18 protein-coding genes are annotated in these 21,430 nt (G+C 72.2%); 11 read left to right on the top strand and 7 right to left on the bottom strand.

Annotated features, from left to right (window positions below; genetic code table 11):
* Positions 1 to 107 precede the first annotated feature (107 nt).
* From HUT18_RS02350 to HUT18_RS02325, 6 genes are all read left to right on the top strand, one after another.
* Complete coding sequence (locus tag HUT18_RS02350; protein ID WP_176097347.1) at positions 108 to 707, top strand: PadR family transcriptional regulator; 600 nt, start codon at positions 108 to 110, stop codon at positions 705 to 707.
* A gap of 383 nt (positions 708 to 1,090) precedes the next feature.
* Entirely contained in the window at positions 1,091 to 1,579 is a 489-nt protein-coding gene (locus tag HUT18_RS02345; protein ID WP_176104241.1) for a Clp protease N-terminal domain-containing protein, read from the top strand.
* 452 nt (positions 1,580 to 2,031) lie between these two features.
* Entirely contained in the window at positions 2,032 to 2,955 is a 924-nt protein-coding gene (locus HUT18_RS02340) for a hypothetical protein (RefSeq protein ID WP_176097345.1), read from the top strand.
* Positions 2,955 to 5,090: a bifunctional serine/threonine-protein kinase/ABC transporter substrate-binding protein gene (locus HUT18_RS02335; protein WP_176097344.1), complete on the top strand. Its 2,136-nt coding sequence runs from the start codon at positions 2,955 to 2,957 to the stop codon at positions 5,088 to 5,090. The genes HUT18_RS02340 and HUT18_RS02335 overlap by 1 nt, the downstream gene beginning before the upstream one ends.
* Positions 5,091 to 5,099: 9 nt before the next feature.
* Positions 5,100 to 7,448: a bifunctional serine/threonine-protein kinase/ABC transporter substrate-binding protein gene (locus HUT18_RS02330; RefSeq protein WP_176097342.1), complete on the top strand. Its 2,349-nt coding sequence runs from the start codon at positions 5,100 to 5,102 to the stop codon at positions 7,446 to 7,448.
* Between the two features lie 89 nt (positions 7,449 to 7,537).
* Positions 7,538 to 8,581 (top strand): DMT family transporter, encoded by a 1,044-nt coding sequence (locus HUT18_RS02325; protein WP_176104240.1) that lies wholly within the window; start codon positions 7,538 to 7,540, stop codon positions 8,579 to 8,581.
* 49 nt (positions 8,582 to 8,630) lie between these two features.
* On the opposite strand, the gene HUT18_RS02320 is transcribed toward HUT18_RS02325, so the two are convergent.
* Positions 8,631 to 9,305 carry a pyridoxamine 5'-phosphate oxidase family protein gene (locus HUT18_RS02320; protein WP_176097340.1) on the bottom strand — a complete coding sequence of 225 codons (675 nt, stop codon included), beginning with the start codon at positions 9,303 to 9,305 and terminating at the stop codon, positions 8,631 to 8,633.
* A 119-nt stretch (positions 9,306 to 9,424) separates the two neighbouring features.
* On the opposite strand from HUT18_RS02320, the gene HUT18_RS02315 reads away from it, so the two are divergent.
* Positions 9,425 to 10,756 (top strand): aminotransferase class I/II-fold pyridoxal phosphate-dependent enzyme, encoded by a 1,332-nt coding sequence (locus HUT18_RS02315; RefSeq protein ID WP_176097338.1) that lies wholly within the window; start codon positions 9,425 to 9,427, stop codon positions 10,754 to 10,756.
* 64 nt (positions 10,757 to 10,820) lie between these two features.
* On the opposite strand, the gene HUT18_RS02310 is transcribed toward HUT18_RS02315, so the two are convergent.
* The 3 genes from HUT18_RS02310 to HUT18_RS02300 form a co-directional block, all read right to left on the bottom strand.
* Entirely contained in the window at positions 10,821 to 11,501 is a 681-nt protein-coding gene (locus tag HUT18_RS02310; protein WP_176097337.1) for a gamma-glutamyl-gamma-aminobutyrate hydrolase family protein, read from the bottom strand.
* Between the two features lie 94 nt (positions 11,502 to 11,595).
* Complete coding sequence (eat, locus tag HUT18_RS02305; protein WP_176097335.1) at positions 11,596 to 13,050, bottom strand: ethanolamine permease; 1,455 nt, start codon at positions 13,048 to 13,050, stop codon at positions 11,596 to 11,598.
* Between the two features lie 147 nt (positions 13,051 to 13,197).
* Positions 13,198 to 13,947, bottom strand: coding sequence for a FadR/GntR family transcriptional regulator (locus HUT18_RS02300; RefSeq protein WP_176097333.1), 750 nt, complete (start codon positions 13,945 to 13,947; stop codon positions 13,198 to 13,200).
* A 74-nt stretch (positions 13,948 to 14,021) separates the two neighbouring features.
* On the opposite strand from HUT18_RS02300, the gene HUT18_RS02295 reads away from it, so the two are divergent.
* The 3 genes from HUT18_RS02295 to HUT18_RS02285 are packed head-to-tail and all read left to right on the top strand — an operon-like array spanning position 14,022 to position 17,574.
* The gene (locus HUT18_RS02295) at positions 14,022 to 15,386 is read left to right on the top strand and encodes a glutamine synthetase family protein (protein ID WP_176097332.1); all 1,365 of its coding nucleotides are present in this window, start codon (positions 14,022 to 14,024) and stop codon (positions 15,384 to 15,386) included.
* An 8-nt stretch (positions 15,387 to 15,394) separates the two neighbouring features.
* A complete protein-coding gene (locus HUT18_RS02290; RefSeq protein ID WP_254878391.1) occupies positions 15,395 to 16,786 on the top strand; it encodes an aldehyde dehydrogenase in 1,392 nt (463 codons plus the stop codon).
* Between the two features lie 5 nt (positions 16,787 to 16,791).
* Positions 16,792 to 17,574 carry a 3-oxoacyl-ACP reductase gene (locus HUT18_RS02285; RefSeq protein WP_176097330.1) on the top strand — a complete coding sequence of 261 codons (783 nt, stop codon included), beginning with the start codon at positions 16,792 to 16,794 and terminating at the stop codon, positions 17,572 to 17,574.
* Between the two features lie 91 nt (positions 17,575 to 17,665).
* On the opposite strand, the gene HUT18_RS02280 is transcribed toward HUT18_RS02285, so the two are convergent.
* Positions 17,666 to 18,763, bottom strand: a complete 1,098-nt coding sequence (locus HUT18_RS02280) for a DMT family transporter (protein ID WP_176097328.1) — start codon at positions 18,761 to 18,763, stop codon at positions 17,666 to 17,668.
* A 75-nt stretch (positions 18,764 to 18,838) separates the two neighbouring features.
* Between HUT18_RS02280 and HUT18_RS02275 the strand changes: the two genes are divergently transcribed.
* Positions 18,839 to 19,744, top strand: coding sequence for a LysR substrate-binding domain-containing protein (locus tag HUT18_RS02275; RefSeq protein ID WP_176097327.1), 906 nt, complete (start codon positions 18,839 to 18,841; stop codon positions 19,742 to 19,744).
* 157 nt (positions 19,745 to 19,901) lie between these two features.
* On the opposite strand, the gene HUT18_RS02270 is transcribed toward HUT18_RS02275, so the two are convergent.
* Complete coding sequence (locus tag HUT18_RS02270) at positions 19,902 to 20,489, bottom strand: hypothetical protein (protein ID WP_176097325.1); 588 nt, start codon at positions 20,487 to 20,489, stop codon at positions 19,902 to 19,904.
* 285 nt (positions 20,490 to 20,774) lie between these two features.
* Positions 20,775 to 21,347 carry a dihydrofolate reductase family protein gene (locus HUT18_RS02265; protein ID WP_176097323.1) on the bottom strand — a complete coding sequence of 191 codons (573 nt, stop codon included), beginning with the start codon at positions 21,345 to 21,347 and terminating at the stop codon, positions 20,775 to 20,777.
* Positions 21,348 to 21,430: the final 83 nt, after the last annotated feature.

The following is a 21,430-nucleotide window of genomic DNA, read 5'->3' as shown; positions in this document are numbered from 1 at the left end:
AGCCGCCGTGCGGTCCCCGTTGTCCCGAACTGTACGTTTGCCGTACGAGTATCGGCGATATATCGTTGAGGCATCGCGACCGATCTACCGAAGGAAGGGTGAGCGATATGCGTTCCCATGGATTCGGCACTGAGCACTGTCGGCCCGGACACCCGGGTCGTGGTGGATTCGAGGGTTTCGAGGGGCGGCGCGCTGCGTTCGGCCCGTTCGGGCCCGGTTTCGGCGGGCCCGGCGGCCCCTGGGGCGGACGAGGCGGCCGTGGTGGCCGCGCGCGGCGCGGCGATGTGCGCGCCTCGATCCTCGCGCTCCTCAAGGACCGCCCGATGCACGGATACGAGATGATCCAGGAGATCGCCGAACGCAGTGGCGGCGCGTGGAAGCCGAGCCCCGGCTCGGTGTACCCCACGCTCCAACTGCTGGAGGACGAGGGCCTGATCCGCAGTGAGTCCGAAGGCGGCAAGAAGCTGTTCGACCTGACCGACTCGGGTCGCAGCGCCGCCGACGAGGGGCCCGAGGCGCCCTGGCAGGAAGCCGGGCGCGGCATCGACTGGGACACGGTCAACGAGATCCGTCAGGCGGGCGCCGGTCTGATGGAGGCCTTCGCGCAGGTGTGGAAGGCGGGCAACAAGGAGCAGCGCGACCGGGCGGTCGGCGTCATCAACGAGGCCCGGAAGAAGCTGTACCTGATCCTCGCCGAGGAGGACTGACCCTCCCGGTGCGACCGATGTGCCCGCACTCCCGCACCCTCGCATTCCCGCGCCTCCACACTCCGTACGAGTCACGAGTGTGGAGGCGCGGTCCGTCCGGCCTGCGGAGCACCGGACTTCAAGGTTGTGTCGGTCAGGGGCCCGTGTGGCCGGAGGGCGAGATGTCCGGCTCCGTCACGGCAAGGCGGCGCGCGTCCCTCCCGGGTGAGATGTCCCGGATCTCATCCCCAAGGATGAGGGGATGGCCAAGGCATACCAACCAGTGTCGGATGCCGAAATGCTTCCCGCTGCCGACGATTCGGCCCGCACCGGCTGATGAGGTGGGAAACGTGCAATCCCGAAGATCGCAGGAGCGGCCGGACGGCGGTCCGCGCGTGGCCGCGATGGCCGTGGCGTACGGTCCGGAGATCGTCGCCGCCCTGGCCGCGGCCCGCCGCCGTGCGTCCCGTGACCAGGACCGGGAGATCGACACCGCCCATCTGCTGCACTCGCTCCTGGAGTCGGACCCCGAGGCCCGCGCCGTGCTCGGTACCGCGCGGGTGGCGAAGCTGCTCGGCTATCTCGTCCAGCGCAGCATCGGCTACGGACTGCGCTGGCGCTCCTCGGTCGAGGACTCCGGCGCCTCGCCCACGGTGACCCTCCCCGGGATGTCGCCCTCGGCGGCGCGGGCCATGAGCACCGCGGGCGAACTGGCCCGTCGGCGCGGCGAGTCGACGGTGCGCGGCCTGCACCTCCTGGCCGCCCTCGCCGAGGACCCGGGCTCCCGTGCGGCCGAGGTGCTGCGCCGCGTCGCGGTCGACCCCGGCAGGCTCGGCGCACGGGAGGTACTCGCCTGCGCCGAGGCGCTGCGGGCCGAACAAGCCGGTCGCTAGGCGTCCCCGTAGTTCACGACTCCACAGGGGTAAGGGGCCAAGGCCTGGCCCCTCCGCACCCAACCCCTGCCATCTCCCCTCCCATGACCGGATTTTGAGTAGCCGTACTCATTCCGCGTACACCGGGACCGGGCACTATGTCGGCCATGAGTCCGCACACGCCCACGCCTGCCGCCGGGGCGATCCGTCCCGCGCGGCGTGACGCGGGCTCACAAGTGCCCTAGGTCTGCGGGTACTTGAGCGGTTGGGGGAACCACGAACTGTTCTTGGCTGTCATCTGTGCGTGACGGAGTGCGGTGCGTGGTGCGTGAGACGCCGGTCGGGGAGGCCGGGCCGCGCAGGGGGACGTCGGGACGGAGTGCCGTACCCGGTGGCGAAGAGGGGATCTGGGGGGAACGGCGATGAGACGACGTGTAGCGGTGGGGTGGTGGTGCGGGTGGGGGGTCGCGGCCGTGCTGGCATCAGGTTGTACGGGTACGGGGGAGGGGACGCAGGGGAAGGCGCAGGGCGGCGGCTCCGAGTCGCCCTCGGCCGCGGGGAAGCCGAGCGGCGCCGAGAGCCCGACGGGCGCCGGGGGCGAGGGCGGCACGGTGCCCGCTCCCGCGCCGACAATCGAGGCGGATCCGGCCGAACTCCCGCGTACGGCGGCGGACGCGCGGGCGCTCGTCGGGAAGGTGATCGCGGGGCCCGATCAGTTCGGGCAGCAAGTGGTCCGCGCGGAGCCCTACGAGAGCGACCCGGCGACCTGGTCGGTGCTCGGTGACAACTGCGTGTGGCGGAGGGAAGCGCTGCCGCCCCGTGTACTCGCCAGCCTGACCCGCCACTTCGTTATCCCCGCCGCCGGGGGCAAGGGCCCGGTGCGCATGACCGCGACGGTCACCGTGCATCCCGAGGTGAGCGACGCGGCCTGGGAACAGGCCGGGATGCTGGAGGAGGCCCTCGGCTGCTCCGAACAGACGCTGCGCAAGGGCGAGAAGCTGTCCGGGCTGCTGTCCAGCGCCTCGGCCTGGGGCGAGAGCGGCAACAACTACGCCGAGGACTCGCTGGTCGAGGTCGGCTTCTGCACCAGTGCCACCGAGGGCGGGCCGTACCCGTACATGTGGCAGCAGGCCACCTTCGGGCCGGTGGTGGTGTCGGTGTCCGCGTGCGCGGGCAAGGGCTGGACCTCCATGGAGCTGATGCAGGCGGCGACGGGCCCGGTGCCGCGCATGCTGGGGCGCGCGGAGTCGGAGATCGGGCGGCCGGTCGAAGGCAAGAGCGGAACCGGCACGGAGCGGGAAGAGGCAGGCGGCAACCGGGCGGCCGGTCGCGGCGCGCCCGGCCCCTCCGGCGGGCGCGCGGCCGAGCAGGGTGCCACGTCGAAGGCGGTGCTGTGATGGAGCGGCTGCTCGCTTCGGATCCGTCGCGGCTGGGCGGACACCGGCTGCTCGGCCGGCTCGGCGCCGGCGGTATGGGAGTGGTGTACCTGGCGCGTACGCCGGAGGGTGACCTGGCCGCGGTCAAGGTGATCCAGCCGGAGTTCGCCGAACAGCCGGAGTTCCGGGCCCGGTTCGCGCGCGAGGTGGCCGCCGCCCGAGGTGTGCGGAGCCCCTGGGTGGCCCGGGTCCTCGGCGCCGACCCGGACGCGCCCGCGCCGTGGCTGGCCTCGGCGTTCGTGCCCGGGCCCTCGCTCGCCGAGGCGGTCGCCACCTGCGGTGCCTTCCCCGCGCGTGCGGTGCGGATCCTCGGTACGGCGCTCGCCGGGGCGCTGGCTTCCGTGCACGCGGCGGGACTTGTGCACCGTGACGTGAAGCCCGGCAACGTCCTGCTTGCCCTCGACGGGCCGCGGATCATCGACTTCGGCATCGCCCGGCGTGCCGACGGCGAGGAGACAGGACTGACCGCGACCGGCCTCGTCGTCGGCTCACCCGGCTTCCTCTCGCCCGAACAGGCCCGCGGGCAACGGGTGGACCCGGCGAGCGACATGTTCTCCCTCGGCTGCGTGCTCGCCTATGTCGCCACCGGACGGCCGCCGTTCGGACACGGTGACAGTGGATCCCTCCTGTACCGGACCGTCCACGATGCTCCGGACCTCGACGGCATCACCGACCCCGCGCTGCGTGCCTTCCTCGGCCGCTGCCTGGCCAAGGACCCCGCCGCGCGTCCGTCGGCCGGGGAAGCGGCCGGGGCCCTGGTGGAGGACTCGGTCACCTCCGGCGCCGAGTGGCTGCCCGACCCCGTGGTGCGGATGATCGCCGACCGCGCGGCGCACCTCCTCGCGCTGCCCGGGGTGGAGGACACCGAACTCGTCGGCCCGGCCCCGGCTCCCGCCAGGCCCGGGCGGCGCCGTGTCCTGTGGTGGGCGACGGGCGGAGCGATGCTCGCGGCGGGCGCGGGTACCGCCACGGCGCTGCTGTGGCCCGGCGACGAGGGCACCGGGTCAGGGCGGCGGGTCCGGGCACTGGGTGTGCAGGCCGACCTCTCGGGTCCCACGAAAGCGGTCGGCCGCAGCCAGGAACGCGCGGCGAGGCTGGCGGTGGCGCAGTACAACAGCCGCCCCGACAAGCCGTTTCCGCTCGAACTGCGGGTCGAGGACGACCACGGCGAGCTGACCGGGGCACGCGCGGCCGCCCGCCGACTCGCGGACGCGCGCGAGGTGCTGGCGGTGCTCGGCCCGACCGGCAGTGCGACCGCGCCGGTGGTCGACCTGTACGAGGACGCGGGGCTGCCGCTGGTCACGGTCTCGGAGCTGTCGATCGGGGCCATGTCCACGGCACTCGTCCGGCAGCCGCAGCACTACTTCCGGGCCGCGCCGATGAACTCGTACACCGTGTACGGCGTGGCGTCGGCGCTGGAGACGCAACGAGCCCGGCACCTGGGAGCCGTGGTCGACCGGGCAGGCCGCATCACCGGCTGGGAGCCCGCGCAGATGATGCAGCACCCGGCGCGCGGGGCCCGGCTCGAACTGGCCTATCGTGTGGTGCCCGCCTCGGTCGCCGACGCCTCGCCCGTCCTGCGGGACCTGCTGGCCCGGAAGGTCGACAGCCTCTACTACTCCGGCACCGCACCACGCGCGGCCGAGGTGGCCCGGTTCCTGAGGGACAGACGCTTCGACGGGCCACGCTTCCTGGACCCGGGATCGGCGACGGACGCGTTCCTCGACGCGGCGGGCGCCGCCGCGGAGGGCTGGCAGACCGTGGTGTCCTACTCCGACCCGAACGCCCCGGCAGCACGGGACTTCGCGGCTGCCCACCGGAGTCGCTACCGGGTGGCGCCCGGCCCCTGGGCCGTCGAGGCCTACGACGCGGTGCGCCTGGTCATCGACCGGATCACCGCGCTCGCCGGTGCGGGGGCCGAAGGCCCGGACCGGGCCGCGCTCACCACCGCGCTGGGCAAGGCGGAGTTCAAGGGGATCGCCGGCACGTACGCCTTCTCCGAACAGCGGTGGCTCAAGGCCGAGAACGTCCACCGCTATCAGGTGCGCGACGGCCGCTTCCGCTATGCGGGTCCGCTCGAACTGAAGGGAGCCTGAGGCCCGGCCATGCGCGCACTGCGAACGGAGGACCCTGCCGAGATCGGCGGGCACCGGCTCCTGGCCCGGCTCGGCGCCGGTGGCATGGGTGTGGTCTACCTGGCCCGCACTGCCCTCGGCGAGTTGGTGGCCCTCAAGGTGGTCCGGGCCGAGCACGCCGCCGACCCCGCGTTCCGGGCCCGGTTCCGCCGGGAGGCGGCCCTCGCCGGGCGCCTGACCGGACGCTGGACGGTGCCGGTCCGCGCCTCCGACGCCGACGCCCGGGAACCCTGGCTGACCACGGACTTCGTGGCCGGACCCTCGCTCGCGGAAGCGGTCGCCGCCTGCGGCCCGCTCCCGGCGGCCTCGGTGCTCGCCCTCGGCGCCCGCCTCGCCGAGGCCCTGGCCGAGGTGCACGCCACCGGCCTGGTGCACCGGGACGTGAAGCCGGGCAATCTGCTGCTGACCCGCGAGGGCCCGCGCCTGATCGACTTCGGTATCGCGCACAGCACCGGCGCGACGGCGCTGACTTCGGCGGACACCATCATCGGCACCCCGGGTTACCTGTCACCGGAGCAGACCAGGATGTACGGAGGGCAGGTCGGACCGCCGAGCGATCTGTTTTCCCTGGGCTGCGTCCTCGTGTACGCGGCGACTAGCCGCCCGCCGTTCGGCGGCGGGGACGCCCTGGCCGTCCTGTACCGCACGCTCCACGAGGCGCCCGACCTCGGGGATCTCCGTCACCTGCCGTCCACAGCACGGGAGTTGATCGCCCGCTGTCTGTCCCGTGAGGCGACCGACCGGCCGACCGCAGGGGCTGTCGCCGCCGCACTCGCCGCGCCGCACGCGCCGGTGGATCCGAGAGAGTCGGGGACCTGGGGTCGGCAGGCGCCGGTGACCGACGGGACGGGGGCGGGCGGCGAAGGTGTCGCGGACGGCGGCCGCACCGGCGCTCACCGGAGCGCCGGGGAGCCACCCGCCTCGGGTCCCGGTTCCGGCGTACGTCCGGCGCCCGAGGACGCCGACCACTGGCTCCCACCGGCCGTACTGCGTCTGGTCGCCGACCGCGCCGCCCGTGCCCTCGATCCGCCGGAGCGCGCCGAACCCGCGCACCCCGGGTCCGGCGGCGCGGAGCCTGCGACCGTCCCGCAGGAAGAGGCGGGAACCCGGCCGCCCAGCCGTTCGCGCCGCCGCTTCCTGCTCGCGGGCGGCGCGGCGCTCGCCGCCACGGGTGCGGCGGCCGCCCTGGCCCTCGGACGTCGTTCCTCCGCGGGTGGCGACGACCGTGTGCTGTATCGCATCGGCCTGCAGACGGACCTGACCGGACCGCTCAAAGGCGTGGGAGAGGCGACCCGTCGCGGTGCTCTGCTCGCCGTCGACGCCCACAACTCCCGCACCGACGCGCCCTTCCGGGTCGCGCTGCGCGTCGCCGACGACCAGGGGCGGGCGGAGGGCGCACGGGCCGCCGCGCGGACCCTGCTCTCCGGGCCGACGCCGGTGTCCGCCGTGATCGGACCGACCTCCGAAGTCACCCTGACCGCCGCCGAACCGGCGTACACGGCCGCCGGATCCGCCATCGTCCTGGCCTCCTACGACGGCGGCGCCATGTCACCCACCGCGAAGCACACCCTGTACGTGACCCGCGCGACCCAACTGATGCAGGCCGTGCCGCTGTTGTACTACCTGACGTCCGTACGGTCGGTGAGCCGTACCGCCGTCGTGCACGACCGCGCGGGCGGGTCGGTGGCGCAGGACCTCGTGCGCGATCTCACCGAGAACCCGCCGAACGAGGGCACCACCTCGGTCCATCCGGTCGACGCGGACCGGGACGACTTCACCGCCGCGGTGTCCGCGGCCCTGGCCACCCGCCCCGGTGCGGTCGTCTATGCCGGTACCTCGCCCCGCCGTGCCGCCCGGGTCGCACGACTGCTGTCCTCGGCGCGCTTCGCGGGGGCCCGGGTCGGCATCGAGCAGGCGATGGGTCCGGCCTTTGTGCACGACGCGCGAAAGTCCGCCGACGGCTGGGTCTTCGGCTGCGCCCGCACGGACACCACCGCCGCGACGTCCGGTCCCGCGGCACGCTTCGCCGCCGCCCACCGGGAACGCTTCGGCTCGCCCCCGGCCCCCTGGGCGGCGGAGGCGTACGACGCCGTGGGCCTGCTCGCCCACACCCTCGCCACCCTGCACCGGCGGGACCCCGTCACCCCGGGCGTGCTGTCCGGTGCCCTGCTCGGACAGCGCTACGAAGGCGTGGCCAAGACACTGGGTTTTGATCCGCAAACCCGCCTTCTCACCTGGAAGAACACCAGTTTCCTCTACGAGGCCCGGGCAGGCGCGTTCCGTTTCCTCGGGCGGTACGAGCAGGTGCGCCGACAGTGAGCGACGGGCCGGTGGCGCTCCGGGCGTGACCACATCCACCTGGTGAGACAGGGGCATCGGGCGTGACGCTCATGACGAGTCCTGTCATCATGTGGCGGGTGCGTACGACATCCGGTGGGACAACACAGGGAAGAGGGCCGGGGCTTGCCCTCGCGCTGGTTTCGGCATGCGCCTTCGGAGGTTCCGGGGTCGCGGCCAAACCGCTGATCGAGGCGGGGCTCGACCCGCTGCACGTGGTGTGGCTGCGGGTGGCCGGGGCCGCCCTGGTGATGCTGCCGCTGGTCTGGCGGCACCGGTCGCTGGTGCGTACCCGCCCCGCGCTGCTCCTCGGCTTCGGACTGCTTGCCGTCGCGGGTGTACAGGCCTGCTACTTCGCGGCGATCTCCCGGATTCCGGTGGGAGTGGCCCTGCTCGTCGAGTACTTGGGGCCCGCGCTGCTGCTCGGCTGGGTGCGGTTCGTCCAGCGCCGCCCGGTGAGCAGGGCCGCGGCGGTCGGTGTGATCCTCGCCGTGGGCGGTCTGGCCTGTGTGGTCGAGGTGTGGTCCGGGCTCGGCTTCGACGCGTTCGGCCTGCTGCTCGCGCTGGGCGCCGCCTGCTGCCAGGTCGGCTACTTCGTCCTGTCCGACCAGGGCTCGGCCGACGGCGACGCGCGCCCCGATCCGCTCGGTGTGATCGCCTACGGACTGCTCGTCGGCGCCATTGTGCTCACCGCCCTCACCCGGCCCTGGACCATGGACTTCTCGGTGCTCGCGGGCACCGCGGAGATGGACGGCACCGAGGTCGCGGCGCCGCTGCTGCTGTCCTGGGTCGTCCTCGTCGCGACGGTCGCGGCCTACGGCACCGGCGTCCTCGCGGTGCGCAGCCTGAGCCCCCAGGTGGCCGGAGTGGTGGCCTGCCTGGAGGCCGTGGTGGCCACCGTGTTCGCCTGGATCCTGCTCGGCGAACACCTGTCGGCGCCCCAGGTCGTGGGCGGTCTCGCGGTACTGGCCGGTGCCTTCATCGCCCAGTCGGCGACGCCCGTGAAGGCGGCGCCGGAACCGGTGACCGGCTCGCTGCCCCGGCCCGAGGGAGTCGGACAGGGGCAGCGGGACGAGGAGGGGCAGCGGGTCGAGCAGGCCGGGTCGGTCGAGTAGCGCCGACCCGAGCAGGCGACGCTCGAACAGGCCGGGGGAGGGTGACGCCTCACCCCACCAGACGGCTCACGTACTCCGGCACCGCGATCCCCTCCGCGAGGTCCTCGGCGGGCTCGGGCGTTCCGTACCGCTGCTGCACCGGCACCACGCCGGTCCAGTAGGGGAGTGCGAGGTCCTCCGGCTCGTCGTTGGGTCCGCCCGTGCGGACCTTGGCGGAGACCTCGCGGAGGTCGAGCGCGATGACGGCGGTGGCGGCCAGTTCCTTGGCGTTGGCGGGGCGGGAGTCGGCGCTGCGGCCGGGGACCACCTGGTCGACGATGGCGTCGAGGGCGATGCGCCGCTCGTCCTCGTCCCGGACGTCCACGGCGCGCCCGTGCACCAGTACGGAGCGGTAGTTGAGGGAGTGGTGGAACGCCGAGCGGGCCAGCACGAGACCGTCGACGTGCGTCACGGTCAGGCAGACGTCGATGCCGCTGTCGTCCGGGGCGGTGGCGGCGGCGCGCAGCGGGCGGGAGCCGGTCGAACCGTGCACGTAGAGCCGCTCGCCGACGCGGGCGTACAGGGTCGGCAGCACCACGGGCGCCCCGTCGCGCACGAATCCCAGATGGCACAGGTACGCGCCGTCGAGTATCGCGTGCACCGACTCGCGGTCGTAGTGGGCGCGGTCGCGTGAGCGGGTCGGGATGGTGCGCGGGGTCTGGGGGTAGGCGGTCTGGTCCGGCATGTCGCGGACTCCCTCGTGTGCGTCGGTGCGTGGGTCGGTGCTGCGGGGTGTGGAGCGATGCACGGGTGCGGCCGCCCGCCCCATTGCGGGATTGATTGCACTAGTGCATAGTGGTCTTTGTGCTAGGAGAGTATCCGATCCGTGGTGGCGGTGCCCAGGACATTTCCCGCAGCGTGGAGGAGGCGGTGGCCTCGGGTGCGTTGCAGCCCGGTCAACTCCTGCCGCCGATCCGGGAGTTGGCGGCGCAGCTCGGGGTGAATCCCAATACGGTGGCGGCCGCCTACCGGACCCTGCGCGAGCGCGGTCTGGTGGAGACGGCCGGACGCCGCGGTACCCGCGTGCGGCCGAAACCGGCGACCGCCGCACGCGAGAGTCTGCGCGTCCAGGTCCCGGCGGGCGTGCGCGATCTGTCCATGGGCAACCCCGACCCCGCCTTGCTGCCCGAACTCGGCCCGGCACTGGCCGCCGCGGCCCGGCGCGGGGACCGTACGCCCGTGCTGTACGGCGCCCCGGCCGTGGAGCCCGAACTCGCCGCGCGCACCCAGGAGTTCTTCGCCGCCGAGGGGGTACCCGACGGCCCGGTCGCGGTGCTGTCCGGATGCCTCGACGCCGTCGAACGAGTGCTCCAGGCACACCTCAGACCGGGTGACGCGGTGGCGGTGGAGGACCCCGGCTGGGGCAGCCTGCTCGATCTGGTTCCGGCGCTCGGGCTGCGCCAGGTGCCGGTCACCGTGGACGACGAGGGGCCGCAGCCCGACTCCGTCGAGCGGGCCCTGCGCGCCGGAGTCCGGGCGCTGATCGTGACCGACCGGGCGCAGAACCCGACCGGGGCGGCGATCGGTGCCGAGCGCGCGGCGCGGCTGCGCGAGGTCCTGGCGGGCCACCCCTCGGTGCTTCTCGTGGAGGACGACCACGGGCACGGCATCGTCGACCTGCCGCTGCATCCGCTGGCCGGTTCCGTCCGCCACTGGGCCCTGATCCGCTCCACCTCCAAGGCGTACGGCCCCGACCTGCGGCTCGCCGTCCTGACCGGCGACCGGCTCACCATGGACCGGGTGCAGGGCAGGCAGGCGCTGGGGCCCGGCTGGGTGAGCCGTATCCTCCAGCGCGCCGTCGTCCGGCTGTGGGACGACGAGGCGGTGGCCCCGCAGCGGGTGGCCGCCGCCTACGGCGCCCGCCGCAACGCCCTGCTCGCAGCCCTCGCCGAACGGGGCCTGGCCGCCCACGGTGTGAGCGGCATGAACGTCTGGGTGCCGGTCCCGGACGAGACCGGCGCGGTGGCCCGCCTGCTGCACGCGGGCTGGGCGGTGGCCCCCGGCGCCCGCTTCCGTATCGGCACCCCGCCCGGGATCCGCATCACCCTCTCCCCGATCGGGACCGAGGACATCGAACCCCTCGCCGACGCGGTGGCCGACGCGGTGGGTCCGGCGCCTGGGCGGCGCTACGAGTGAAGGGTCGGGCGATGGCTCGGCGGGCCGGGGACGTGGTGCGCGGCCCGGCGTCCGTACGGCCGGATCAGCGGGTGGCGGCCGCGCGCACCAGAGCGGTCATCACCCGTGTGTCCTCGCCCGCTTCGGGGTGCCACTGGACGCCGAGTGCCCAACTGCCCGGCAGTTCCAGCGCCTCGGCCGTGCCGTCCGCGGCGTGGGCGCTCACGGTCAGACCGGTGCCGAGTACGTCCACCGCCTGATGGTGGTACGTGGGCACCTCGGTGGTCTCGGGGACCAGTGCGGCGTAGCGGGTGCCCGGCACCGGTACGACCGCGTGGCTGCCGAAGACGCCTCGTCCGCCGGTGTGCCCGTCCAGGTGCTGCAGAAGGGTGCCGCCGCGGGCGACGTTCAGCAGTTGCATGCCGCGGCAGATGCCGAGCAGAGGTGTGCCGGAGTCCAACGCGGCCTCGATCAGGGCGAGTTCCCAGGCGTCCCGGTCCCGTGCGGGCGGGCCGGTACGGGGGTCGGGCGCCGCACCGTAGCGTGCGGGTTCGACGTCCGCGCCACCGGCGACGACGAGTCCATCGAGCCGGGCGACGGTTTCGGCCGCCACCTCCGGTGCGTCGGGCGGCAGCATGGCGCAGATGCCGCCCGACGCCTGCACCAGGCGCGGATACCCGGCGGGCAGCAGCGCGGCGGGCAGTTCCCACACGCCCCAACGCGCCGGTTCCTGATAGGTCGACACACCGATGAGTGGCCTTGTCACCGCACAATCCCTTTCGTGTCCGCCGGCCCGCAGGGCCGCCCGGCACCGTCGTTCGCCCCCGGTCCCGCTGCCGACCTCGTTGTCGGCCCTGCTGTCAGTCCCGCTCCAGCTCGGCCTCGGCGGCCGCCAGCGCGGCGAACTCCTCCTCCGGGGCGTTCGCCACCAGATGCCGCCGACTGTAGAAGGCGAAGTAGGCCAGGGCGACCACGTAGACGCCCAGCGCCAGGAACGCCGCCTGTTTGTCCACCAGGAACGTCGCGACCAGCGCGGACAGCGCGAGGACCAGAGCGACGGACGAGGTGAGCACACCGCCGGGGGTGCGGTACGGGCGCGGCAGTTCCGGCTCGCGGCGGCGCAGAACGATGTGCGAGAGCGCCATCAGCGCGTACGAGATGGTCGCGCCGAACACCGCGATGTTGAGCATGCGCGCGCCGTTTCCGGAGGCGGCGGCGAGCGCGAAACCGAGTGCGCCGGGGATCAGCAGACCCAGGTACGGCGACTTGCGGCGGCTGGTGAGGGAGAGGAAGCGCGGCAGGTAACCCGCCCGGGACAGGGCGAACAACTGGCGCGAGCCCGCGTAGATCAGCGAGAAGAACGAGGCGACCAGGCCCGCGAGTCCGGCGTAGTTGACGAAGCGGCTCAGGGCTGTGGGTCCGCCGTCCCCTTCCAGCGCGACCACCAGCGGATTGCCCGCGTCCTGGAGCGCCTTCGAACCCTGCGCCCCGGTGGCCGCGAAGAACGTCACCACCGCGAGCAGCGCGAGCACGAGCATCGCCAGGGACAGGGCCCGGGGCATGGAGCGCACCGGATCCTTGGCTTCCTCGGCGGCGAGCGGAACGCCCTCCACACCCAGGAAGAACCACATGCCGAAGGGGAAGGCCGCCCAGATGCCGAGAATGCCGAAGGGCAGCCAGGAGTTCGCGCCGAAACTGCCGTCGGAGGGAATGTCGTTGAGCCGCCCGGCGTCGAAGTCCGCGAAGGCGCCGACGGCGAACACGAGGAGTGCGGCCACGGCGATCGCGGTCACCACGAGGCTGAAGCGCAGTGCCTCGCCGACGCCCCACAGATGGATGCCGATGAAGACCGCGAAGCAGGCCAGGTAGACGGGCCAACCGGAGGTCAGGCCGAAGAGGTTGAGGGATTCCACGTAGTCGCCGATGAACAGCGAGATCGCGGCCGGGGCGAGCACGTACTCGATGAGGATGGCGGTGCCGGTGAGGAAGCCGCCCCAGGTGCCGAGCGCGCGGCGGGCGAAGCCGTACCCGCCGCCCGCGGTCGGCAGGATCGCGGAGAGCTCGGCGAGCGAGAAGACCAGCGCCGCGTACATGATGCCCATCAGAACGGTGGCGATGGCGAGACCGCCGAACCCGCCCTTGGCCAGGCCGATGTTCCAGCCCGAGAAGTCCCCGGAGACGACGTAGGCCACGCCGAGTCCGGTCAGCAGGAGCCAGCCCGCGCTGCCGCGCCGCAGGGTCCGCCGCCGCAGGTATTCGTCCTTGCCCGGGTCGGCACCCGCGGTGCGGTGCTCGGGGGTTTCTTCCAGCGTCATGGCAGCAGAGCTCCCGCGTCGTGCTCAATGGAGTGGATCCATACCTTTGCGGTCCGGCGTGGAGAAGGCAATACCTCTGCGTGACGTTCCGGTAAATCGGGTGGGTGCCGGAGGGTGACGGCGAAGTGGCGTGAACGGTGCGGCGGTTCAGGCCAGGAAGCCCCGCAGCAGCGCCGCCGTTCCGGCGCAGTGCTCGCGCATGACCTCGCGGGCCCCGTCCGGGTTCCCTTCGAGGATCGCCTCGACGACCGCGGTGTGCTGCGTCTGTGAGTGCTCCAGATTGCGCACCAGCAGGGGGATGCAGTCGAGCAGGTCGTTGACCTTGGCGCGGGCGGCCGCGTACTGCGCGGTGAGCGAGGGGGAGCCGGACAGTTCGGCCACCGCCAGATGGAAGAGGGTGTCCTGGCGCCGGTAGTCGTCGAGCGGGGCGTCGCCGGTGGCCCGCAGGGCGGTGCGCAGCCGCTCGGCGCCCTCGTCGGTCAGCCCGTGCGCCGCGCACAGGCCCGCGGCCCCGACCTCGAGGACCTCACGGAAGCGCAGCAGGTCCTCCAGGTCCACCGCGGCGGTGCGGCGGCGCAGTTCCTCCTCGTCGGCGGCCCGGTCCCGGTGCAGGACGAAGGTGCCGCCGTACCGGCCCCGTCTGCCCTCCACCAGGCCCTGCTCCTGGAGCACCTTCAGGACCTCGCGCAGGGTGACCCGGCTGATCCCCATCCGGTCCGCCAACTCCCGTTCCGCGGGCAGGCGTTCGCCGCCCGGCACCAGGCCCAGGCGTATGACCTGGAGGATCTGCTCCAGCGCCTCCTCGAACCCGCTGCCCGCCCGCACCGGCCGGAGTACCGGCGCCAGCCGGTCTCGGGAGGTGTCCGCGCCCTCGGCGGGCGCACTCTTCCGTGTCACCTTGCGGTTCCCTCTTCCCCTCAAAGGTCTTCGGCAATACCTTAAAGCTTCCGGTATCGAAGGAGGAGCCACCCGTGGCAGACCGCACACCCCCGCTCGCCGTCGAGGAGCTGCGTGCCCTCGTCGCGAGCGGCGAGATCGACACCGTCGTGCTCGCCTTCCCCGATATGCAGGGGCGCCTCCAGGGAAAGCGGTTCGCCGCCGCATTCTTCCTGGACGAGGTACTGGAGCACGGCACCGAGGGCTGCAACTACCTGCTCGCCGTCGACACCGAGATGAACACCGTCGACGGCTACGCCATGTCCTCCTGGTCGAACGGCTACGGCGACTTCGCCATGCGCCCCGACCTCGCGACGCTGCGCCTGATCCCCTGGAACGACGGCAGCGCGCTGCTCCTCGCGGACCTCGCCTGGCACGACGGCGCGCCCGTGGTGGCCGCGCCCCGGCAGATCCTGCGCCGTCAGCTGGAGCGCCTGGCCGCCCACGGCTACACCGCCCATGTGGGCACCGAACTCGAGTTCATCGTCTTCAAGGACAGTTACGAGGAGGCCTGGGACGCGGACTACCGCGGCCTGACCCCGGCCAACCAGTACAACATCGACTACTCCGTACTCGGCACCGGCCGCATCGAGCCCCTGCTGCGCCGCATCCGCCGCGAGATGGCCACCGCCGGACTGACCGTGGAGTCGGCCAAGGGCGAGTGCAACCCGGGCCAGCACGAGATCGCGTTCAAGTACGACGAGGCCCTGGTCACCTGCGACCAGCACGCCGTCTACAAGACGGGCGCCAAGGAGATCGCGGCCCAGGAGGGCGTCTCGCTCACCTTCATGGCCAAGTACAACGAGCGCGAAGGGAATTCCTGTCACATCCACCTGTCGCTCAGGGACGGTGCGGGCAGGAGCGTGATGGCCGGTCCCGGGCAGGACGGCATGTCGCAGGTGATGCGGCACTTCCTCGCCGGTCAACTCATCGCGCTGCGCGACTTCTCGCTGCTCTACGCCCCCAACATCAACTCCTACAAACGCTTCCAGCCCGGCTCGTTCGCGCCGACCGCCGTCGCCTGGGGAGTCGACAACCGCACCTGTGCGCTGCGCGTCGTCGGGCACGGTGCCTCGACCCGCTTCGAGAACCGGGTACCCGGCGGCGACGTCAACCCGTACCTCGCGGTCGCCGGACTTGTCGCGGCGGGCCTGTACGGGATCGAGCAGCAGCTCGAACTCCCCGAGCCCTGCGCCGGCAACGCGTACGCCGCCGACTTCGCCCATGTCCCCACCACTCTGCGGGAGGCGGCCGAGCTCTGGGAGACCAGCCCGCTGGCGAAGGCCGCGTTCGGCGACGAGGTCGTCGCCCACTACAGCAACATGGCCCGGGTCGAACTGGCCGCCTTCGACGCCGCGGTCACCGACTGGGAACTGCGCCGCTCCTTCGAACGTCTGTGAGGCCCCCCTTGTCCAACAAGCCCGACCAGCCCGACCTCCCCGACCAACTCGACGTGCTCAACCCCGCCACCGGGGAACTGTTGACCACCGTCGCCGCCGCCACCGTGCAAGAGGTCGACGCGGCGGTGGCGCTGGCTGCCGCCGCACAGCGGCGCTGGGCCGCGGCGGCGCCGGCCGACCGCGCCCGACTGCTGCGCCGGTTCGCGGCCGAGGTCGACGCGCACCTGGAGGAACTCGCGCTCCTGGAGGTCCGGGAGGCGGGCCACACCCTCGGCAACGCCCGCTGGGAGGCGGGCAACGTCCGCGATCTGCTCGACTTCTCCGCGGGCGGCGCCGAACGGCTCAACGGGCGGCAGATCCCGGTACCCGGCGGACTCGACGTCACGATCCTCGAACCGCTCGGCGTGGTCGGCGTGATCGCCCCGTGGAACTTCCCCATGCCGATCGCGGCCTGGGGCACCGCCCCCGCACTCGCCGCCGGTAACGCGGTCATCCTCAAACCGGCCGAGACCACCCCGCTGACCGCGCTGCGCCTGGCCGAACTCGCCCTGGTGGCAGGCCTTCCCGAGGGCCTCTTCCAGGTCCTGCCCGGCACCGGCGAGGTCGCGGGCAACGCCCTGGTCGAGCATCCGGGCGTCGCCAAGATCGTCTTCACCGGCTCGACGCGCGTCGGCAAGCAGATCATGGCCAAGTGCGCCCAGCGCGTGAAGCGGGTGACCCTCGAACTCGGCGGCAAGAGCCCGAACATCGTCTTCGCCGACGCCGACATCGAGGCCGCCGCCGCTGCCGCCCCGATGTCCTTCCTGGACAACGCCGGACAGGACTGCTGCGCACGCACCCGCATCCTGGTCCAGCGCGAGGTCCACGACCGCTTCCTCGAACTGCTCGCCCCCGCGCTGCGCGAGGTCGTGGTCGGCGACCCGGCCGACGAGAAGACCCAGATGGGCCCGCTGATCTCCCAGGTCCAGCTGGACCGCGTACGGGCGTACGTCCCCGACGGGCTCGACGGCATCCGCGGCACCGCGCCGACGGGCCCGGGCTTCTGGTTCCCGCCCACGGTCCTCACGGGGCTTGCCCCGGACGCGCCCGCGGCCGTGGAGGAGATCTTCGGACCCGTCGCCGTGGTGCTGCCCTTCGAGGACGAGCAGGATGCCCTCGCCCTCGCCAACGCCACCGAGTACGGCCTCGCGGGCTCGATCTGGACCCGTGACCTCGGCCGCGCCCTGCGGGTCAGCGGCGGCGTCGCGGCGGGCAACCTCTCCGTCAACTCCCATTCCAGCGTCCGGTACTGGACGCCCTTCGGCGGCTACAAGCAGTCCGGCCTCGGCCGTGAACTGGGCCCCGACGCACTGACCGCATTCACCGAGACCAAGAACGTCTTCCTCAGCACGGAGGCTTGAACCCCATGACCGAATCCCCTGTGTGCCGCCGCTTGGTCGGCCGTACCGCCGTCGTCACCGGCGCCGGCAGCGGCATCGGCCTGGCCGCCGCCCGGCGGCTCGCCGCCGAGGGCGCGCACGTCGTCTGCGGCGACATCGACGAACGCGCGGGCAAGGCCGCCGCCGAGGAGACCGGCGGCCTGTTCGTACGCGTCGACGTCACCGACGCCGAGCAGGTCGAGGCCCTCTTCAAGGCCGCCCACGACACCTACGGCAGCGTCGACATCGCCTTCAACAACGCGGGCATCTCCCCGCCCGAGGACGACTCCATCCTGGAGACCGGCCTCGACGCCTGGCGGCGGGTCCAGGAGGTCAACCTGACCTCGGTCTACCTGTGCTGCAAGGCGGCCCTGCCGTACATGCGGCAGCAGGGCCGCGGATCCATCATCAACACCGCCTCGTTCGTGGCCGTGATGGGCGCGGCCACCTCGCAGATCTCGTACACCGCCTCCAAGGGCGGCGTCCTCGCCATGTCCCGTGAGCTCGGCGTGCAGTTCGCGCGCGAGGGCATCCGCGTCAACGCGCTGTGCCCCGGACCGGTCAACACCCCCTTGCTGCAGGAGCTGTTCGCCAAGGACCCGGAGCGTGCCGCGCGGCGTCTGGTGCACATCCCGGCGGGCCGGTTCGCCGAGGCCGAGGAGATCGCCGCGGCCGTGGCCTTCCTCGCCAGCGACGACTCCTCCTTCGTCAACGCCACGGACTTCCTGGTCGACGGCGGTATCGCGGGTGCGTACGTGACGCCGCTGTAGGCGGGACGTACGCCGTCCGGCGGTCGGCCCGAGGCACGGGCCGACCGCCGGACGCGTCAACTCCCTCGACGCGTCAACTCCTCGGAATCCGCTACCCCTTGCGCGTGCGCGACTGGGCCAGTGCCGCGCCCACGAGCACGATCAGCGCGCCGACCGGGGTGTTCCAGGACAGCGGCTCGCCGAGGATCGAGACACCGGCGACGGTGGCGATCACCGGGATGAAGTACGTGACCATCTGCGCGGTCGTCGGTCCGACCTCGTTGACCAGGCCGTACTGGATGAGCACCGCGAGGCCCGTACCGAACACGCCGAGCGCGAGGATCGCGAGCAGCGGCAGTACGTCCAGGTGGGTCGGCACGGAGGTGAACAGCGCCGTAACCAGGGCGAGTTGGAGCGAGGCGAGGAAGAGCTGGCCACCCATCAGGGCGATGGGGGAGTGGCCCTCGGCGGCCACCGTACGGCGCAGGTAGATCCAGCCGACCGGGTAGCAGAACGAGGCGAGCAGCGCCATCGCGGTGCCGGCCGGGTCCAGGCCGCCGAAGCCCTGCCAGGCGCCGAGGACGGTCAGTACCCCGAGGAAGCCGATACCGAGCCCGGCGAACCGGCGGCGGGTGGGCCGGTCCTCGGACAGGGCGACCAGGGACAGGGCCATGCCCCACAGCGGCGAAGTGGCGTTGCAGATCCCGGCGAGCGTCGAGGGGATGGACAGCTCCGAGAAGGCGAAGAGCGAGAACGGCAGCGCGTTGAGCAGCAGCCCCGCCACCGCGAGATGCCCCCACAGTCTGAGGCTCCGCGGCAGCCGGTCGCCGCGGACAAGGAGCGCGACACCCAGCACCGCCGTGCCGAACACCAGCCTGCCCAGGGTGACTTGAAGGGGCGGGTAGCCGTGTGTGCCCACCTTGATCAGCAGGAAGCTGAAGCCCCAGACCAGCGAGAGCAGCGCGAAGCGGATGCGCCAGTCGACGCGGCGGCGCGCGGGGGCGCCTGCGGCGGACTCGGCCGTGGGGTCCGCGCCGCCGCCCCCGACGGCTGTCACGGGCGTGGGGGGTACGGAGGGTGCGGCGGATTCGGGGGCGACGAGGTCCGCGCCGTCGGGGCTTGAGCCGATGAGGTCCGAGTCGATGAGGTCCGAGTCGATGGGGTCCGCCGTCGTGCAGGAGGGCTGTCCCGGGGCGGTGCTACGCGTCATGGGCCTCACGATGCCCGGCGCCCACACATTAGGACAAGCGAATTGTCTTTGCAGGTATGGATTAGTATCACTTACATGTTGAACCTGGAGCGACTGCGTACCCTCGATGCCCTCGCCCGCCACGGTTCCGTGAGCGGAGCGGCGGCCGGGCTGCACGTCACGACCTCCGCCGTCTCCCAGCAGATGGCCAAGCTGGAGCGCGAGGTGGGCCAGCAGTTGCTGGCCAAGAACGGGCGCGGGGTGCGGCTGACCGACGCCGGGCGGCTGCTCGCCGATCACGCGCGGCAGATCATCTCGCAGGTACAACTCGCCCAGTCCGACCTGGAGGCCCAACGCGGCCGTGCCGTGGGCGAGTTGCGGATGGCCGCCTTCCCGACCGCGGCCCGCGGACTGCTGCCCGCCGCGGTGGCCGATCTGCGGGCCGAGCACCCGGGACTGCGGGTCAGCACCGTGGAGTGGGAGCCCGAGCAGGGAGTCGCGGCGGTGGTCCGCGGCGACGTCGACCTCGCCGTCGTCCTCGACTGGTACAACAAGCCGCTCGGCGTGCCGGACGGCTTGCGCAAGGCGGCCGTGCTCGACGACATCACCGATGTCGCCATGCCGAACACGCACCCGCTGGCCGCGCGCGAGAGTGTCGACCTCACCGACTTCGCCGACGACGAGTGGATCACCTGGCCCGAGGGCGCCTTCTGCCACGAGTGGCTGCTCTTCACGCTGCGCGGGCAGGGCATCGAACCACGGGTGGCGCACACCGCCGAGGAGCACCAGACCCAACTGGCCTTCGTGGCGGCCGGACTCGGCGTCTGCGTCGCCCCCCGGCTCGGCCGCGACCCGCTCCCGGAGGGCGTCGTCACAGTCCCCGTACGCGAGGGCGTGTCCCGCCATGTCTACGTGGTCTGGCGCGCGGAAGCGGACCGTCGGCCCTCGATCAGGGCGGCCGTAGAGGCGATACAGCGGTGCGGGGCCGGGCTGTGTACCTAGTGCCCCGGGAGAGGTTGTGGCACTGGACGAGTAAGTCCGAACTCCGGCCAGCGGCTTCTCCCAACTCATCGTCGATCTTCGCGTACAGAGCAGTGATGAGGGTCGCGATGCCGTTGGTCACACACTGGCACACGAGGGCCTCACTCTTCATGTCCTGTCAGAGCTTGCCTTCGAGCAGTACGGTGCGGTGGCCGCCGAGACGGCGTGCGAAGTCCACGACGAACTCGGGGCGCAGTGTGGGCCAGTTCCAGAACGTGAAGCCGAGATGGCCAAACGCGAAGTAGTCGTCGGCCCAGAGCCACGTGTGCACGGGAGCTGTCCGGCCGCAGGACGGGCACGCGACGGGCTCGTCGTGGCCCTCGGCCCAGGAACCCACTGCGTCCTTGAACCGGGCCCAGCTCTCCTCGATGGGCGACCAGTACTCGTCGACGAGGGGCACCTTCGCTGCGCAGTGCGGGCAGGTGACGGCCGAGGGTTCGCCCTGCCCGGCATCGAAGACCGTGCGCCCTACGGTGACGTGCAGGCCGTTGCTCCACAGATTGACCAGCTCGGGATCCGCCTCCTCGACGGCTTCGGCGTAACGCGTCCCTGGCGGGTGCCCGGCGTCAGCGCCGAGGACGCAGTCGGTACGTTCCGCTGTGACGAAGCCGTCTGCGATCAGCCAATCGAGAATGTTCGCCGCGAGTCCCTGCGCCTCCCCCGGCGTGGCCTCGGTGTCGACGATCGTCTGGAACCAGTCGCCCATAATCTCCCCCTCCAGTGCTCGTGCCTGCGTACCGTACGTCTCGCCACGGACAATCGCAGCCGCCCCACCGACATCGCGTTCGTATCGAAGCCGTCGTTCGGGGCAGGGCGCACGGACTGGGTCGGCGCGGGGCCCGCCGTCGCTGTTCCGTCATCGGCACGGCATCCTCCGACTCGGTTCGACGACAGCGCCTGACTTGATGGACAACGGACGCTCTCGAAGCGACTTCGGACTTACTCATCCAGGTGTAGTGACCCGCAGGGTTGTTGACGCGGGTCAACCAACCTAGCTGGGTTGGCGCACCACGCGGTGGCGCAGGTAGACGACCTTCGAGCCGAAGGTCCGGGTCTCGACGAGTTCGAGATCCACTCGGCGCTCGTGCCGGGGAAAGAACGGGGTGCCCCCGCCGACCAGCACCGGGTAGACCATGACCCGGTATTCGTCGATCAAGCCCGCCGCGGCCGCCTGGGCGGCGAGTGTCGCGCCGCCGATCGCGATGTCGCCCTCGCCCGGCTCGGCCCGCAACCGCTCGATCTCCTCCGCGAGGCCGCCGGAGGCCAGGCGGGCATGGCCCTGCACCGTCGACAGCGTGGTGGAGAACACCACCTTCGGGAGCGGGTTCCACAGCGCGGCCCACTCGCGCATGGAGTCGTCGAACGAGGGGTCCTGATCGGCGGTCTCCCAGTACAGCATCGTCTCGTACAGCCGCCGTCCCAGCAGGTGTACGCCGACGTCTCGGATCTCGTCGATCCAGAAGCGAAAGACTTCCTCGTCGGGACCCGTCCAGTCGAAGTCGCCATCCGGTCCGACGATGTAGCCGTCAAGTGAGACGTTCATCGAATAGGTCACGCTGCGCATCAGAAGCCTCCTCGGCAAACCCCTCAGACAGTACGACCGTCAGGCCTCGCGGGGCCCGTCACGGCTCGCGGGATCTCCTCGGA

Source organism: Streptomyces sp. NA04227 (genome assembly GCF_013364195.1).
GTDB lineage: Bacteria > Actinomycetota > Actinomycetes > Streptomycetales > Streptomycetaceae > Streptomyces.
The sequence above is the reverse complement of the archived record's forward strand: the minus strand, read 5'-3'. Positions and strand labels throughout refer to the sequence as shown.